Origin of the sequence: Pelagicoccus sp. SDUM812002 (assembly GCF_031127835.1) — a bacterium.
Taxonomy (GTDB): domain Bacteria; phylum Verrucomicrobiota; class Verrucomicrobiia; order Opitutales; family Opitutaceae; genus Pelagicoccus.
Map to the genome: position 1 here is coordinate 98894 of NZ_JARXHX010000006.1, position 15932 is coordinate 114825.

Below are 15932 nucleotides of genomic sequence, written 5' to 3' on the forward strand. Positions count from 1 at the left end.
GAGACAATAAACAATGAAACGTAAACTTAGAATGGGAATGGTCGGCGGTGGCCGCGGCGCTTTCATCGGCGCCGTACATCGCATGGCCGCCAACCTCGACGGAAAGATTGAACTCGTCGCCGGAGCCTTTTCCTCTGACGCCAAGAAATCCAAATTATCCGGCCAAGACTTCCACCTAGACCCCAGCCGGGTCTACCCCTCCTACGAGGAAATGGCGAAGTCAGAAGCCGCCCTGCCTGCCGAAGAGCGTATCGACTTCGTAAGCATCGTCGTCCGCAACAACATGCACTTCGCGGTCGCCAAGTGTTTCCTCGAACACGGATTCAACGTCATCTGCGACAAGCCCATGACCTTCACCCTCAAGGAAGGCAAGCAGCTCAAGAAGATCGTCGAAAAATCCGGTAAGGTCTTCGCCCTCACCCATAACTACACCGGCTATCCGATGGTTAAGGAAGCCCGAGACATGGTCCAAAAAGGAAAACTCGGACGTATCCTTAAAGTCGTTACAGAGTATCCTCAAGGTTATGCGGTTGGCGACATCACAGCTAAAGCCAGCGGAGCGATCGATTCTTGGCGAGCCGACCCAGCAGTCGCTGGTATTTCCAACTGTATTGGAGATATCGGTACGCACGCCGAAAATCTCGGCCGCTATATCACCGGTCTCGAGATCGAAGAGCTCTGCGCTGAGCTCACTGCTTTCATCCCGGGCCGCGAACTCGACGACGACGGCAATGTCCTCCTCCGCTACAAAGGTGGAGCCAAGGGCATACTCTACGCTTCCCAGATATCCGGCGGTGACGAGAACAACCTCAACATCCGCATCTACGGCGAGAAGGCTTCGCTCGAGTGGCACCAAGAGCATCCCAACGAACTCATCGTCAAGTACGCCGATAAGCCACGCCAAGTCTACCGTCGCGGAAACGACTACCTAAGCAAAGCTGCTCAAGAAAACACGCGCACGCCCTTCGGCCATCCCGAAGCCTTCATAGAAGCCTTCGCCAACGTCTACCTCGCAGCCGCAAAAGCGATCTCTGCCGAGGTCGAAGGCAAAAAGATGCCAAAGGACTTGGACTTCCCGAACGTTGACGACGGCCTTGAAGGCATGGCCTTCATCGAGAGCGTCGTAAAGTCCTCCAAGGCTAAAGCTAAGTGGACTAAGTTCATTCAAGTCTAAAGAGACCATTACCTTCCCTCAAAGGACGCCTCTCGCAGGCGTCCTTTTTTCGTGAGTCGAGGAGCTTTAGCCAGCGTCCGCAGTGGCTCTACTTTGCGTCAATCGAATACGCTACCTCGCGTATCAAATCCACAAATACACGTGCACCGGGTGACAAGTACCGGCGCGAGTGCGTCAGCGCAAAAAGCAAACGCGTCATCCGTTCTGAGACCAGCGAGCGGTACACTATATCAAACGGCAGGTGCTCCTCCTTGGCCATCGCAGGCAAGATCGCGACACCCATACCGAGATTCACCATCTCTTTAACGGAGCGAACCTGCGAGCAAAGCCCCACCACTTTCGGTTCGATGTTCATACGATCGAAGAAATCGAAAACCTTGTCTCCCAAAGTCGCCGACTCACCGAGCATAACTAAAGGCTCGTCTTTGAAATCGTCTATCGAAACCTTAGACTCCTGCGTCGCCAAACGATGATGCTTCGAAACAGCTAGCACCAGATCCTCCCGCAAAATCGGCTCTGCATCGATGGTCGGCGTGTCGCCCGTATACGAAGAAATCGCCACTTCGATCAAACCTCCCGAAACATCGTCGATCAATCGACGACGTAAACTCTCCTGCACATGAATCTCCAAATTCGGATACCGCTCACGGCACATCCGGATCAGAGGGGGAATAAAGTATGGTGTCACGGACGGGGTGACACCCACTTTGACGATACCAGTTATGTCCTCCTCATTCTCCTTGATCTGACGTTCGGCGTTCTCGACTTCCATCAAGATGTTGCGAGCCCGCTTCTCCAAGAACTCGCCCGCTCGCGTTAGCTCGGCCCGACGCCCCAATCGATTGAAGAGCTTTTGCCCAAGTTCCCCTTCGAGCTTGATGATCTGGGCGCTCAACGAGGGCTGAGAAACAAAGCATTTCTCCGCTGCGCGGGTGAAGTTTCCTTCGTCCGCTACCGCCAAAAAGTACCTGAGCTGATGTAATTCCATAGTCGCAAACTATGGATTGCATAATTTATTAGTATTTCAACTTATAAATGAAATCCGATATAGTGTACACGCTGGCAACACCAGCTTCCAACAATGAACACACACTACACCAGACACATAATCGTAGCTTCCCTGATCGCCTTCGCAGCCGGTCTGGGAATTCTGAACCTCTACAGCGGTTCGGAAATGCTAACAGCGAGTACTGCGGTCATCGTAGCACTCGGATTTCTAGGAGCGCTCGAGCTGCGCCGGGGGACTGGCTCCCGTTTGAAACCACGCCAGATGAAGAAACGCTCGCACGCTTAAGATAGCCTGTCTCGAATTAAATAAAAAATAGGGACCAAAATCCCGAATACAACCAGAGCCCTCAGCCTAACCGCTGGGGGCTTTGCAATTCTGGGTCCAAGCAATCATCGCCGATTGCTAAGCTTTCGGCTAAAATTCTCATCGGCAGGGACGATTACTCACTCAAGGCCACGTGCCTTGGGAAAATTCTGAGATGATCGGAACCATCAGCAGCGTAAATTTCGCCTACTACGGCGTGCAAGGTAACCCTCGGGGTGACCGTGGCTCTGCCTCGCTCGGAAGCGATGAAACGGCGGTTGCCCCCCAGGACACCCTCGAAAGCGAAAAGGAGAAGAAGCAGAAAGAGGAGAAGTTCTCAACCCCCCAGAAACTCACAGCAGCTGAAAAGGAGCAGGTCGAAAAGCTCAAGCAACGCGACTCTGAAGTTCGGGCCCACGAACAAGCTCACATGGCCGCAGCGGGAAGTTTGGCTCTCGGCGGCCCCAACTACGTTTTCCAAACCGGTCCCGATGGACGTCAGTATGCAATTGGCGGTGATGTAAAAATCGACACTTCTCCTGGTCGCACGCCAGAAGAGACCGCCCAGAAGGCCCAACAGATCCGAGCTGCCGCTCTGGCTCCAGCCGATCCCTCCGGACAAGACTTAAAAGTAGCCGCGGCTGCCTCTAGTATGGAAACGGAAGCTTCCAGCAAACTGGCAGGCAAGAACGAGAAGGATAGCCAGAAAACAGGCGTTCAGCCCGACGCTGAAGCAAAGGGAGAAATAACGTCCTCCCGCCAAGTTTTCGCCGCATCGCCCAGCGATAGCAACGAAGGCAAGAACGATGACGAAAACGCCGACCCTCGCCCAAATCCGTACCTAGCGCTAGCCGGACTGCTCTACGGCAAACAATAGGAGTAGTCTAATTTCCTCTGACTCGGCAGCGCGGCTTCTCCACCAACGCCAAGCCACAATACGAAATCAAAATGGTCGATAAACGAGCCGTTCTACCTTCGACAAGAGCACTGCTCCTAGATCAGGTCCTTTTTCTTCAGTCCCGAGCGGAAAGCGCCCCGATACATCCAGTGGTTGATCAAAGCCATGGCCGGCACCGCGAAGATACCAAAGCCCACAATCTGCAACGCCGCGAGAATGAGCAGTACGAGTCGAACAAGCCACTTGGTCAAAAAGCCTTTGCTCCAGGGCAAGTAGCGGCGGTACGGGGCGACTAGCTGGAGCCGGTAATAAATAACACCAGCGATCAGTCCTAGAATCGGCACGAAACCGAGAGCGGCCGATACGATCAACACCTTAGGCAATCGATCATCCACCGTCTTGAAATACTGCTCGTTGACCTCCCGATCCCCAAAGATCGCGACGCCATCTTCCTTACAAATGATGTCGGCCCCACGTCCTTTGACCTTCTCTCCCGACTTCGGGGAACGCTTGATCTCGATCAGACGCACCTTCTGAGCCGTGAGGTCGCTTTGCTTTTCTTCCAACATTCCGCCCAAAAAGCCAAGGGCCACTGGATTTTCGTTGGGCGTATCGCAATTCAGGCAAGCCGTCGCAAAACAGTTAATTCGCGTCTGGCATTTAGGACATTCGACACGTGACGCCTCCATTTTACCCTCGTGACGTTTGCGGATCACGAAGAGTATACCAAATACAACGCCATTGAGTAGCAGCACCGCGGCCGGGATCGCCAGCAAAACCCAAACCCCGAAGGTCGCCCATACATCCTCACACCAACTGATAAACTTTCGCATCCCCAGCGAGTCGTCTTCGTCCGCTTCGCTCAGAATTCCTACCACGCCATTCCTCGTCAGGGTCAGGAAAAAGGTCAGGCCCCCCGAAATAGCAGCCGGGATGGAATCGAGGAAGCCCGCCTGCGAAACCAGGTCTCCCACGACCGCCGCATCCGCTGCGCTCAGCAGGCCATAGCTCGTCGCAGCGGAAAGCCCCGTCTTCGCGTACACCAAACCCTCGTCTAAAAGCTCGCGAATTTCCGGAGATCGTTCTGCTAACATCTCTGCTAAAGCTAGTGCTCCGAGTCCCCAAACCACCACCGGGTGAGTGAACCAGGTCGGCGCATCCGCCATCTTCTGAACAAACTCGATGTTCCCTAGCCAAGGCACTAGATGCCCGTATTTCATGGCGAAGGCTGCGGCGAAAGCGGGGAGAAAGGCGCGGGAGGCGAAGAATCCAGAAAGTCCGGTAGCGTAGAGGAGACTATTGATAAATTCCATCATCGCAAAAGCTGCCTACTCGGACTGCGTTTGCCAATGCGAATCTGCTTGCTAAGCCTTGGTAGACAAGAGGGTACCAACCGCAACTTCGCCGGCTATTGCACCCTGCTGATTGTAACCGCGGCGATGATCCACCATCCGCCCCAATTTAGCCCTAGCCACCTTCAAGAGAGTATCTTGCGAGATGTTAACCGATTGGCGGCTTCGTGAGTTGTTTTCTCTAGACTCGAAAGCGCTCTGCCCACGCGATTCCTGGCCGAAACTATCGTTCTGGGCATAGGCAATGCGGTTCACAGGGATGGCGCTATCAAAAGACATCTCCCTACTGTTGTAGCGCATCCGCTCAGCAAAACAATAGAGTATAGCGCTCAATTTACTAAGTTTTCTTAGGTTATGTCCACTAAGAGCAGCCTAACTACGATGAAAACCCTATGTTTTCGCGCAAATTCCGCGCAGGTGCTTGGCCATTGCATTGGCGATAAAATCGCTCCCGCACTCGTCGAAATGAACGCCGTCCGGGCGGCAGGAATCCGCTCGCGAGGCCGCTTTCACGATTCCATAGAGATCGACCACTGGCACGCCGAGCATGCGAGCGACGGCCTTGCCCTCTTCATTGTACAGAGAAATTGTCTCATTGTCGTAGCCGAACTCTTCTTCTCTCTTCACGCGACGTACGTCTACAGGAGGCATGGTCACCCAAACGGGGGTCGAAGTGCTCTGCTCGAGCACGATCTTCAGGGTGCATCTCACGTTTCGGGCGAAGGCGGTTAAGGGCACTAAACGTTCGTTTTCGCCGAAACAGATTTTACGCGTATCCAATGCACCGGACGCGAAGACCGCGACCTGCGGCTGACGAGGCAACACCCACTCCCTCGCCCCTACCAAGTGGTCCACTGAAGTCCCAGCGAACTTGGGTGCAAGCCAAAGCTCAGCTTCCTCTTTTAGCAGAGCGGCAAGCACCGGACAATAGTCGGCGCAAACCTCATCACCCATCATCACAATTCGTTTCATCGTCTATCGATTAGAATAGGAAAAATGCTAGCGCGGCAGGTTCAATGTGGCAACTCATCAGCTTGGCTGGAGCCCGTCGACCTCTCCTTCAACGACGAGGCGGAGCGAATCCAACCGCAGCCGAGCTTCGTCGATCGCTTCCCTCACGCCAGCGAGCTCCGCTTTAGCGATCGCGATTTCTTCTTCGCTCACGTTATCGTTAATTTTCTGCAGGTCTTGTAGCCGTTCGATTTCGAACTCGAGCACCTTCTTGGCCTTCGCCTTGGCGGAAGCTTTCAGGCTTTTGGCTCGCTTGTTCGCGATCTCTTCCGCCCCTCCGATCATGGCTTCGAGAAACTGTCGGTTGAATCCTGGACGCTCGAGAAAACGGTTGATATCACCCGGTTCCAAATTCTCTTCCGCCCAGTCCAACGGACGTTCATCCGAGAGATCGCTTCCGCGAATATCGACAACTACGCGTACGGGCGTCGGCGACAAAAACCGGTCCACATGCAAATGGGACAAGGCAACGGTCTCGACTACAAAAACCACCTCGACACTCAGCCCCGGTTCATCGCTTTCATGTAAGGAAAAAGCAGATACACCCTTTTCAGAATTCACCAGCAAGTCGATCGAGTCGCTAACCAATGAATGGTCAGGCGTGACGAACATCATGTCCTCGCGCGTGATCGCTCGCTGACGTTCAAAGGTAGCCAAAGCTCCCTCTGGAGGGAGCGAAGGAAATGACTCCACGTACGCATGCGACGGATCGAAGATCACATCTCCATCCTCTTGCTCGTCTACCCTAACACCATAAAAGTCCAATAGATCGTAGAGGAACGCCTTCAACCTCGTGTCGTGTTCCGCAGCCCGAACCTTTCGGACCACATCGTCCGCCACGTTTGCATCGAAGGAGTTTAACTCCAACAAACGGTCACGTCCCTTAGCAAGCCGAGCCGAAATCTCCTCGCGGAAAGATTGTGTCTCTTCTATGAAGGCCTCCAGTTTGTCGCGATTCGCTTTCTTGCTAGATCCGTATTCAATAGCCAATGACACGAGCGACTGTCCAAACTTTGCCAAATATTCTGAGCCGCCGTGCACGCAGGTCTCGAAACCGTCGATCCCTTGATGACACCATTCCGCGATACACTCTTGGGGCGAGCCAACCACGTAGGGAACGTGGATTTGAATTGTGCTTGTTTGTCCAATACGGTCTAGGCGACCGATGCGTTGCTCCAAGAGGCCAGGATTGATGGGTAGGTCAAAAAGTACCAAATGATGGGCGAACTGGAAGTTGCGCCCTTCGCTTCCTATTTCCGAGCAAATCAGCAATTGAGCCCCATCCTCTTCCGCGAACCAAGCGGCATTGCGGTCGCGTTGAACCAGCTGCAGTTCTTCGTGAAAGAGGCCTACGTTGATGTTGAGCAACTCTTTCAAGGCTTCGTCGAGCGCGATAGCCTTCTGTCGCGACTTACAAATCAGCAACGTCTTGGCACCTTTGCGGGCCTTCAAAAAGGAAACGAGCCAAGCCAACCGCGGGTCGCCTTTGAAGTTGTAGCGAATATCCGACTCGCCATTCGTTGATTCCGCCTCGAGCTCACGCACAAGTTTGGCAAGCAGTACCTTGTCTCCCCCACTTTTTAGTGGAGCGGGACAGTACATACGCTTGGGAAAGCCTTTCATGTTCGAGCGCGTGTTCCGAAACACCACGCGTCCGGTGCCGTGCTCATCGAGCAGAGCTTTCAATAAAGATTCCCGTGCTCCTTTCTTACCTGTCGCCAAATCTTGGAGACGTTTTTTCAGGCCCCTTAGATCTCGGTGAAAAATCTCATGCAAAGCAAGTTCGTCCGCTTTCTCCAAGGCTTCTTGGTCAATGATTTTTCCAGCTATTTCAGCCACCCGTCCAAAGTCAGCGACTTCTTCTTGGAACGTATCCAAATCCGAATACCGGTCAGGGTCCAACAAGCGCAAGCGAGCAAAATGACCCGCTAAGCCGAGTTGAGTAGGAGTTGCTGTGAGTAGCAACAGTCCGGGACTTTTTTTGCCCAGAGCATCCACGAGCTCATACTCGGAACTCGATTCCTCTGGAGACCACTCGAGGTGGTGGGCCTCGTCCACGATTACGATATCCCAACCCGCGTCAATCGCTTGTGCGCTGCGCACTTCGCTATGAGCTAGGTAGTCGACGCTGCAGAGTACAAGCTGCTCGTCTAGGAATGGATTCTCGCCACCATTGCTTGCTTCCAACGCGCGACAGCGAGCCTCGTCGAATATGCCAAACCATAGCCCGAAACGGCGTAGTAATTCCACGAACCACTGGTGGACGAGAGCCTCAGGCACCAAGATAAGCGCCCGCTCGGCACGGCCGACCGCCCGAAGGCGCTGCAGGATTAAACACGCTTCGATCGTTTTGCCCAGTCCCACCTCGTCGGAGAGCAGCACCCGCGGGAGCTGACGAGACGAGACTTCCTTCAATATATAGTACTGATGCGGGATCAGATCCAAACGCCCGCCAAAGAATCCTCGCAACTCGGAGCTGCGTAGCTGGTTTTGCAGTTGCAGAGCTCGTTGGCGAAGATCGAAGACGTCGTTGTCGTCGACCTGTCCGGCCATCAAACGATCTTGGGGATGGTTAAAGCTGCCGGCAGCGACAAGTTCGTTTTCGCAGATGGCCTGCCCGTCGCCTCTGTAAGTCACGAGGCCTTCCGCGTCCTCGATTTCCTCAACCGTGAATGCAATGCCCGACTTCGAATTGACGCGCTCTCCCTCACGAAAAAGGACCCGCTTCAGAACCGAAGCTCCGGCCGCATAAATCCGGCTTTCACCCGATGCAGGAAACCCCAGAGAAACGCGAAATCCATCAACTTCCTCCACAATTCCCAATCCGAGCTCCGGCTCTGGTTCGCTTACAAATCGCTGACCTACTACGTACTTGTTCATTCGGCGGGGTAGCTTGCGTGAAACATCCGAAAAATCTATGCGAAATCCCACAAGTTGCGAATTCTTCTCTGAGGCCTGATGAGAATTACGCACAGATATCAGGGGCATGACCCTAGATTTTTCAGGTTTACGACTTAAAAACCGCGCATTTGAGCCGATTGAGCCTACGGCGGTCTCTCGCTTTTTACCCATCCTCTCCCCAAGTCCCCTTTCAACGCTCTTTCAATGGCAACATTCAACAGCTCACGTGACTCGATCCTACTCGAGTCTGGCACCAACGAGGTCGAGTTCATCGAATTCTACCTCGGTTCGATTAGCTACGGAATCAACGTCTCAAAGGTTCAACGAGTACTCGCCCGCTCTAGCGTAGACATAACTGGAGTCGCTCAGGCACCTTGCGGCACGATCGGGATGATCCACATCCAGGACAAACCCATCATGCTGATGGATCTGAAGATGTCGCTCGGCATCCCCTTCGATCCAGAGGCTATCCACCCCGAGCGTCAACTTGTCCTCGTTACCACTTTCAACAAGCAAACCACCGCTTTCCTGATCGACGGCATCTCCAAGATCCACCGTACTTCCTGGGAGAATTTCGAACCGCTCAACGATAAGGTCACGAGCGAGGGAGCCGGTGGCTATTCGACTGGTACAGTCACTTTCGAGGACAATATTATCGTCATACTCGATCTCGAGCGCCTTATGCTCTCCCTTTTACCTGCATCCCACGGCAACGTTGGAGTATTGGAATCCACCGAAGCACGCCCAGAGCGCGAAACGGTACGCATACTTTACGCAGAAGACTCGAAGATGGTGCGCGGCATCACACAGGACATTTTAAACCGTTCCGGCTACGTACAAGTTGACGCTTTCGAGAATGGGGAGGACGCCTACAACTTCCTGTTAAAACGCATTAGAGAGAAGGACTTCGATGGCGAAGGACCCTACGATCTCGTTTTGACCGATATCGAGATGCCAAAGATGGACGGGCTCACCCTCTGTCGCCGCGTCAAAACGGAAGCCTGTTCGAATCTCCCACCAAAGGTTGTCGTGTACTCCTCTCTCATCAACAAGGAGATGGCCCTGAAATGCATATCCGTAGGAGCAGACGCTCAATTGGCGAAGCCCGACGTGAGCGAAATAGTGAGTCTGATCGACTCGCTGTGCCTAGAGGCTCCAGTCGGGGCGAATTTCTAGCTCAAACATCTACCGTACCCACGATCTTTCGGGCGGCGTAGTCCCAGAATACACTAGACTCGGCATCGATCTTGAAACCACCCAGCCAACGCTCGGGGAACGAACCACCAAGGTAATTGCCGCTGCCAGATAGCAATGCTATGCCACGCGGCGTCAACTCGAGCAGCTGTGCATCGAAGGCTTCAAAAGCGAGATCGCGCGGCGGGCAAAGGAAAGGGCTTCCGGAGACAGTTCGCAGCAGCGGATCGCTGCCCGAGCAAAGCCCATCGATCACTGCCCAAAACTCCCAGTCGATGCGAAACGGCGTCTCTTCCGTTGCTTGTACCGCAGCGTATAGATCCCTTGGCGAGGTCACGCCCAATCGTACTGCGTCAAGAGTCTGCAGTTGCGAAATCGAGAGCCCATTTTCTTGGCTCGGCAACTCTTGAAGCCAACGTGCTAACCCCGCGGCGAGCGAAGCCAGCCCTTCGAACGACGCACGCTCCAAAGCAGCTTCAACGGCAAACGGATCCGATCCCGATACTGCGTCCCAGGCTATGGCGTAGATCGCGTGCGTTCCAGCAGGAATCGACTCCGCTACCTTGGCTATTTCAAGTAAGGCGCCGTCGCCAAAAACTGAAAGAGATCCATCGACTTGCATGAGCTTGGCCTTTGCCTGTTCCGGGATTGGGCGCTCGCTCAGCCATCCAAGAATCTGGGCCAGCTGCAGTTGGTCGGTCAGGCTCCCGCCGAAAAGCAGACAGACATCTTCGCCCGATTCGAAGGCAGAGCTCAGCTCCATATTTCGTAGCTTGAAATCTTCCTCGACCACATTGTCCTCGTCCCAGGAAGCCGCAGCGTAGGCGAAGGAGCGGGAATTGGCGAAGGTTTCGAGGTCGTTGCCAGCAACAAGACGTCCGAAGGCGAGCGGGTCCTGCCACGCAAAGGCCTTCACATGGTCGTCCGCTCTTTTCAAAGCGTTCTCCGTCGCCACTTCATTTGTAAAAATCCGCATCGGTCAGGCAATAGGTGTGCCGATTTTCGCCCATCGTCAAATCCGATTTCGACTCTAGGTCCCGAGTGGCCCTATGCAAATCCGTCGTTCGAACTCGAAGATACCGAAGTCCTCGCTACTCGCAGCAAAAATCGATCATCAATTCGCTGCCGAATCCCTCGAAAATGTATTGGCGGCGAAAGCTCATCGCAGCGGTGTCCACCTTCATGCGCCTATTCTTCAGCACCTTGGGGGTCGTCAGAGCCAAATTCGGGTACCATTTAGTGAGCCCGCCTTTGACGAGCCCAACCATCATGTTCCCCAGCTCGCCAAGCGTGTCCTGCAAGGCAGACTCGCTGTCCTCGCCCTCCAACCAATCAAGACTGGGCAAATCAAAGAGTTTAAGCGCGAATCGCTCGGCTGCCGCTTTCGGCAATACTAGCATGACCTTTCCCGAGGCATCTCCTACCCAACTTACGACAATCGCATAAAGGCCATCGGCGATGGGTAGCTTATTGAGCATGTCGCCCGCAGGGTTCTCGATGAGGCAGCTGGCATCCTTCCACGTCACGTCCTCTCCGACCATTGAATCGAAGACGGTGACTACCGCCTCCCTCGCTAGATTGTCCAAACGCTCAGTTGGTATGTTTTCAGTGGGCATGCTTTGATTCATTTGTGGGGCGCTATACACTTTGGCTTCTGACAATCAGTGGATAAGCTCTAATCGGCCAACGCATGCGGTTCTGAACACTTTCACCGAACTTGCTGCGTAATAACACTCAAGCCGATCAGAAACACCTCTTCTTGAGAAACGATCACCCTAGCGCTCCACAGCGCTCTTCTTCGAGGGATAAGGAGGATTTTACTTAATAAGGCTATAGGTTGTGCCGAATAGAAAGAAAGGTGTATTACGAGACTCCCGTTTTCTGAGTCTCCCCCTAACAATCATAAGCTACAGCTCCTCAAATGCCTGACCAGCAAGACACAACCTCTCCCGCACAAACGGTGGCACACGCCATCGTGCAGGGAATCAAGACGGGGAAACTAGAGCTCCCTGTCATGCCAGCTGTCGCTAGCAAGATTCTAGCCCTCACCAATGACGCAAACGCCGACATGGCGGAGCTCTCCAAGCTCATTCACGGAGACCAGTCTATAGCCTCCCAAACTTTGCGCATTGCCAACTCAGCTGGTTACGCCAGCGGCGAGCCCATCGTTTCCCTCCAGCAAGCCGTCACGCGGCTTGGAATGAAACTGCTCGGCGAGATCGCCATCGCTGTATCGATCCAGAGCGACATCTTCAAGGCGCCCGGCTTCGAGAAACAAATCAAAAGCCTCCTTCGCCACGCCCTCGCCGCAGGAGCCTACGGTCGGGAAATTGCCCGCAAACGACGACGCAATGTCGAAGGCCAATTCCTTTGCGGCCTCCTCCACTCCGTGGGCCGCCCCATATGCCTGCAGTTAATAGCTCAAGAACAGGAACGCATGGGCGTCACCTTGGAGGACCAGGAGCTAAAGCAAATCGTCGCCGCCCTGAGCCCAAAGGTCGCCACCAAAGTTGCCATCGACTGGAAGCTACCCAAGCAACTCCAGATAACGACCGTCTACTACCAGAAGTACACCACCGCACCCACCTTTAAAGACGAGTGTGCAGCCACCTACCTCTCCCAACGATTCGCAAACTGGATCGTAAACCCGGTCGGAACGAACATCATCGAGCTCGGACGGGATCCCGTCGTCGAATATCTCAATTTCTACCAAGATGACTTTCAGGAACTCCTCACTAAGAAAGACGACGTGAAAGCGGTAGTATCCGCCATGGAGCTATGACACCTGACGAAACTTTCGATCTCATCGTAATCGGCTCCGGACCGGGCGGACAAAAAGCCGCCGACCAGGCCGCCAAGGCAGGTCTCAAAGTCGCAATCGTCGAACGCGAACGCGCGGTCGGTGGAACTTGCGTGCACCTAGGCACCATCCCCAGCAAGACCCTCCGCGAAGCCGCCCTCACAATCACAACCCTCAAGCGAAACGCGGACGTCTTCGACTTCAAGCTCAAGGATGACATGGAAGTCTCCACCTTGATGAAGCGTCTCGACACGGTCCTCCAGTCCTACACCTCCTTCATTTCCAGCCACATCGGAGCCTCCGGTGGCAAAGTCTTTCTCGGACGGGCCAGTTTCATCGACGCGAACACCGTGCTCGTAACCTCAGTTAAAGGGAAGAAAACCGTGCTGGGAACAAAGCACACCGTCATCGCGGCCGGCTCCCGTCCCCGCACTCCACTAGAGATACCTGTGGACCACGAGCACATCCTGGACAGCGATTCTATCCTCAGCATGATATACCTTCCCCGTTCTTTGACAGTGGTCGGGGCCGGCGTAATCGCTTCAGAATACGCATCCATATTCTCACTACTAGGGGTCAAGGTAACGATGGTAGACCGCACGCCGCGGCCCCTCATGTTCATGGAGCCAGAGCTAACTACCAAGTTTCTAGACAACTTCACCCGAAACGGCGGCACTTACATCGGCAACGTCAAAGTAAAGAGCGTCGAATGGAATGGACTCCAAGTCCACGCCGAACTCGACAACGGAGAAGAACTGACAAGTGACAAGATGCTGGTCGCCCAAGGACGACTCGCCAACGTCGAACCCCTCAACCTCGAGACTGTAAATATGGTCCTAGGCCGCAACAACGTCATCTCCGTAAACGAGAACTACCAGACCTCCGTGCCCAGCATTTACGCTGTCGGAGACGTCATCGGTCCCCCTTCCCTCGCCTCCGTCTCTATGGAGCAAGGTCGCCGAGCCGTCCGCCATATACTCGGCAAAGCACCGCACCACGCCATTGAGCTTGTCCCCATCGGTATCTACTCAGTGCCTGAACTCTCTTCCGTCGGACTCTCCGAGGAACAGGCCCGGGAAAAATACGGCGATAACATCATAATCGGCCGAGCTGGCTTCGAAGAGGTAGCCCGCGGACAGATCGCCGGCATACAAGACGGTATGCTAAAAATGATCGCTGACCCACAAGGCAAGAAACTACTCGGAGTTCACATCGTCGCTGAGGGCGCCACCGATCTCGTGCACGTCGGCGAGATGGCCATCCTCAACGGCAACGACATCGATATCTTTTTGGAGAACATCCTAAACTTCCCCACTCTCGGAGAAGCCTACCGGATCGCCGCTATCGATATCGCCACTAAACGTGCCAAACGCCAAAACAAAAGGCATGTGCCTCGTATCCAAAAATTAATCGACGAAGCTGAGCTTAATTAAGAGCCACGAAAGCGTCAGATTTTTTTACATTTTGACCACTTACGGATTGTAAGTGACTGGCGATAGGCGCATTGTAGAGGCCAAATATGTGCGGGCGATACACTTTGAGGAAGGGATTGAGCAATGTTGCCGAAAAGCTGGGCAACTACCTGCTCGAGACCGCTCCAGAATCGGTAAGCAACATAGGCCCACGCTTCAACATCGCCCCGACACAGAACAATCTCGTTCTGCGCAAGTCATTTGAAAAACCAGATCGCTTGCAAGCTGCCTACTTGCGTTGGGGACTGATACCAAGCTGGTCAAAAACACCTCAAACCCAGGCTCCGATGATCAACGCCCGGTCCGAAACGGTCGCTGATAAGCCGTCGTTTCGAGCTGCCTTCCAGCGGCGCCGTTGCCTGATCCCCGCTGACGGCTTCTACGAATGGAAAAAGTCCAAAGGAGTTAACCAACCTTACTTCTTCTCCATGGCCGACGACTCCGTCTTTCTCATGGCCGGTATCTGGGAAACGTGGGTCGGAGACCACCAGCAAAGGTTCGACAGCTACACCATCTTAACGACAAACGCCAACTCTCTCATGGCAAAGTATCATGAGCGAATGCCCGTAATCCTCGCGGGCGATCGTTTGGAGCAATGGCTAGAGCCAAGCATGGCTAACCTCGGTCCAAATGAGCGACACGAACTCCTGTCTCCGATAGAATCCGAACTGATGAGCTGCCAGCCCGCCAATCCTATCGTAAACAACAACCGGAGCGAAGGACCAAAGTGCCTCACACCGCCCGAATCCAAGCCGATCCCGCAGCTCGACCTAGAGCTCTAGAGCTCTTCCAAAAAGCGCAAGGCCACTGCCTCGTGCCAAGCTCGATCTACTTCCCTTCGAGATGGGAAACCTAAGTGGCCTCCCCTGTTAGGGTAAACTGAATACAGAGCAGAGTTTTCAAGCACAACACTTTCAGGAAAACACGCCTCGGATAAAAACGGATCATTACGCGCGTTGATCAATAAGGACGGTACACGAATATCCTGCAGCCAATTCAAGGCGCTGCACTTCCGCCAGTAGTCTTCCGCGCTCAGATAGCCGTTCAGCGGCGCCGTATACCTACCGTCAAAGGCTAGGAAGCTTTGCAAGTCACGCACACCTATCGCGTCCAATTCTTCTGGATACACCTTCGCCTTCGCTTCCACCTTTTCGCTTAACAAGCGTATGAATCGACGCATATAGAACCGATTCTCTTTCTCCCCGATTTTCAAAGCTGAACCCTCAAGGTCTATCGGAGCCGAAACCGCTACAGCTCCTTTCACGATCGGATTGATCGCAGACGGATTCTCACCCATGTATTTAAGCACGACATTTCCGCCGAGACTGAACCCGAAAAGAAACAGGCGGCGGTACCTATGTTCGAGAACGCTAAGCACTTCCCCTAGATCACCCGTTTCTCCGCTATGGTAAAAGCGCAAAGTTCGATTCAGCTCTTCGCTACAACCACGCATGTTCATCGCCACCAGATCCCAATCACTTCCAGATAAAGCCTTCGCCAAGCTCTTCACGTAAGGTGCTTCCGAAGACCCTTCTAGGCCATGCAACGCCAGAACGCATGTATCAGAACTTTCGCTACCCTCGGAGTTCATCGTATCGAGATCGACGAAGTCCCCATCCCCCAGCTCCACCCGATCTCGACGATAACGAACCGGAAACCGTCGGCGACTCAGGTTCGGCACTATAGTCTCAATATGCGCACCCCTAAGAAACAGAGGGCATTGGTAAGGTACGCAGTCGAGGAATGGCATGTGATTCCGGATACAAGCTCACTTCTGGAACCACACAAGGCTACAAAGCACGGCGTAACCGCTTTTTT

The 15932-nt window shown here is 53.9% G+C and carries 15 protein-coding genes; 7 read left to right on the forward strand and 8 right to left on the reverse strand.

Annotated elements, in window-relative coordinates; genetic code table 11:
• The first annotated feature begins 13 nt into the window (after positions 1-13).
• Positions 14-1174 carry a Gfo/Idh/MocA family oxidoreductase gene (locus QEH53_RS10800; RefSeq protein ID WP_309023201.1) on the forward strand — a complete coding sequence of 387 codons (1161 nt, stop codon included), beginning with the start codon at positions 14-16 and terminating at the stop codon, positions 1172-1174.
• Positions 1175-1262: 88 nt separating this feature from the next.
• Here QEH53_RS10800 and QEH53_RS10805 read toward each other — a convergent pair whose 3' ends face one another.
• The gene (locus tag QEH53_RS10805; protein WP_309023202.1) at positions 1263-2162 is read right to left on the reverse strand and encodes a LysR family transcriptional regulator; all 900 of its coding nucleotides are present in this window, start codon (positions 2160-2162) and stop codon (positions 1263-1265) included.
• Positions 2163-2255: 93 nt separating this feature from the next.
• On the opposite strand from QEH53_RS10805, the gene QEH53_RS10810 reads away from it, so the two are divergent.
• Entirely contained in the window at positions 2256-2468 is a 213-nt protein-coding gene (locus tag QEH53_RS10810; RefSeq protein WP_309023203.1) for a hypothetical protein, read from the forward strand.
• Between the two features lie 193 nt (positions 2469-2661).
• Positions 2662-3363, forward strand: a complete 702-nt coding sequence (locus tag QEH53_RS10815) for a putative metalloprotease CJM1_0395 family protein (protein WP_309023204.1) — start codon at positions 2662-2664, stop codon at positions 3361-3363.
• Positions 3364-3479: 116 nt separating this feature from the next.
• On the opposite strand, the gene QEH53_RS10820 is transcribed toward QEH53_RS10815, so the two are convergent.
• Genes QEH53_RS10820 through rapA form a run of 4 tightly spaced genes read right to left on the reverse strand, consistent with a single transcriptional unit; the run spans position 3480 to position 8627 of the window.
• The gene (locus tag QEH53_RS10820) at positions 3480-4700 is read right to left on the reverse strand and encodes a hypothetical protein (protein WP_309023205.1); all 1221 of its coding nucleotides are present in this window, start codon (positions 4698-4700) and stop codon (positions 3480-3482) included.
• Positions 4701-4748: 48 nt separating this feature from the next.
• On the reverse strand, positions 4749-5069 hold the full coding sequence (locus QEH53_RS10825; RefSeq protein ID WP_309023206.1) for a hypothetical protein: 321 nt from the start codon (positions 5067-5069) through the stop codon (positions 4749-4751).
• A gap of 57 nt (positions 5070-5126) precedes the next feature.
• Complete coding sequence (locus tag QEH53_RS10830; RefSeq protein WP_309023207.1) at positions 5127-5708, reverse strand: hypothetical protein; 582 nt, start codon at positions 5706-5708, stop codon at positions 5127-5129.
• A 57-nt stretch (positions 5709-5765) separates the two neighbouring features.
• A complete protein-coding gene (gene rapA, locus QEH53_RS10835; RefSeq protein ID WP_309023208.1) occupies positions 5766-8627 on the reverse strand; it encodes an RNA polymerase-associated protein RapA in 2862 nt (953 codons plus the stop codon).
• 225 nt (positions 8628-8852) lie between these two features.
• Here rapA and QEH53_RS10840 point away from each other — a divergent pair, with 225 nt between their 5' ends.
• Positions 8853-9824, forward strand: a complete 972-nt coding sequence (locus QEH53_RS10840; protein ID WP_309023209.1) for a chemotaxis protein — start codon at positions 8853-8855, stop codon at positions 9822-9824.
• Position 9825: 1 nt separating this feature from the next.
• Here the strand turns inward: QEH53_RS10840 and QEH53_RS10845 are convergent, their stop codons facing one another.
• Both QEH53_RS10845 and QEH53_RS10850 read right to left on the reverse strand, forming a co-directional pair.
• The gene (locus QEH53_RS10845) at positions 9826-10818 is read right to left on the reverse strand and encodes a hypothetical protein (protein WP_309023210.1); all 993 of its coding nucleotides are present in this window, start codon (positions 10816-10818) and stop codon (positions 9826-9828) included.
• A gap of 115 nt (positions 10819-10933) precedes the next feature.
• Entirely contained in the window at positions 10934-11458 is a 525-nt protein-coding gene (locus tag QEH53_RS10850) for a chemotaxis protein CheX (protein ID WP_309023211.1), read from the reverse strand.
• Between the two features lie 305 nt (positions 11459-11763).
• Here QEH53_RS10850 and QEH53_RS10855 point away from each other — a divergent pair, with 305 nt between their 5' ends.
• From QEH53_RS10855 to QEH53_RS10865, 3 genes are all read left to right on the forward strand, one after another.
• On the forward strand, positions 11764-12624 hold the full coding sequence (locus QEH53_RS10855; RefSeq protein WP_309023212.1) for an HDOD domain-containing protein: 861 nt from the start codon (positions 11764-11766) through the stop codon (positions 12622-12624).
• Complete coding sequence (gene sthA, locus QEH53_RS10860; protein WP_309023213.1) at positions 12621-14075, forward strand: Si-specific NAD(P)(+) transhydrogenase; 1455 nt, start codon at positions 12621-12623, stop codon at positions 14073-14075. Before QEH53_RS10855 ends, sthA begins: the two co-directional genes overlap by 4 nt.
• 86 nt (positions 14076-14161) lie before the next feature.
• Positions 14162-14896: an SOS response-associated peptidase gene (locus QEH53_RS10865; RefSeq protein WP_309023214.1), complete on the forward strand. Its 735-nt coding sequence runs from the start codon at positions 14162-14164 to the stop codon at positions 14894-14896.
• On the opposite strand, the gene QEH53_RS10870 is transcribed toward QEH53_RS10865, so the two are convergent.
• A complete protein-coding gene (locus QEH53_RS10870; protein WP_309023215.1) occupies positions 14893-15795 on the reverse strand; it encodes an alpha/beta fold hydrolase in 903 nt (300 codons plus the stop codon). The genes QEH53_RS10865 and QEH53_RS10870 overlap by 4 nt on opposite strands.
• Positions 15796-15932 lie beyond the last annotated feature (137 nt).

Coding starts and splice junctions, on each gene's coding strand:
- QEH53_RS10815 (WP_309023204.1), top strand. CDS start 2,662: ATGATCGGAACCATCAGCAGCGTAAATTTCGCCTACTACGGCGTGCAA.
- QEH53_RS10810 (WP_309023203.1), top strand. CDS start 2,256: ATGAACACACACTACACCAGACACATAATCGTAGCTTCCCTGATCGCC.
- QEH53_RS10850 (WP_309023211.1), bottom strand. CDS start 11,458: ATGCCCACTGAAAACATACCAACTGAGCGTTTGGACAATCTAGCGAGG.
- QEH53_RS10800 (WP_309023201.1), top strand. CDS start 14: ATGAAACGTAAACTTAGAATGGGAATGGTCGGCGGTGGCCGCGGCGCT.
- sthA (WP_309023213.1), top strand. CDS start 12,621: ATGACACCTGACGAAACTTTCGATCTCATCGTAATCGGCTCCGGACCG.
- rapA (WP_309023208.1), bottom strand. CDS start 8,627: ATGAACAAGTACGTAGTAGGTCAGCGATTTGTAAGCGAACCAGAGCCG.
- QEH53_RS10865 (WP_309023214.1), top strand. CDS start 14,162: ATGTGCGGGCGATACACTTTGAGGAAGGGATTGAGCAATGTTGCCGAA.
- QEH53_RS10845 (WP_309023210.1), bottom strand. CDS start 10,818: ATGCGGATTTTTACAAATGAAGTGGCGACGGAGAACGCTTTGAAAAGA.
- QEH53_RS10855 (WP_309023212.1), top strand. CDS start 11,764: ATGCCTGACCAGCAAGACACAACCTCTCCCGCACAAACGGTGGCACAC.
- QEH53_RS10820 (WP_309023205.1), bottom strand. CDS start 4,700: ATGATGGAATTTATCAATAGTCTCCTCTACGCTACCGGACTTTCTGGA.
- QEH53_RS10830 (WP_309023207.1), bottom strand. CDS start 5,708: ATGAAACGAATTGTGATGATGGGTGATGAGGTTTGCGCCGACTATTGT.
- QEH53_RS10840 (WP_309023209.1), top strand. CDS start 8,853: ATGGCAACATTCAACAGCTCACGTGACTCGATCCTACTCGAGTCTGGC.
- QEH53_RS10805 (WP_309023202.1), bottom strand. CDS start 2,162: ATGGAATTACATCAGCTCAGGTACTTTTTGGCGGTAGCGGACGAAGGA.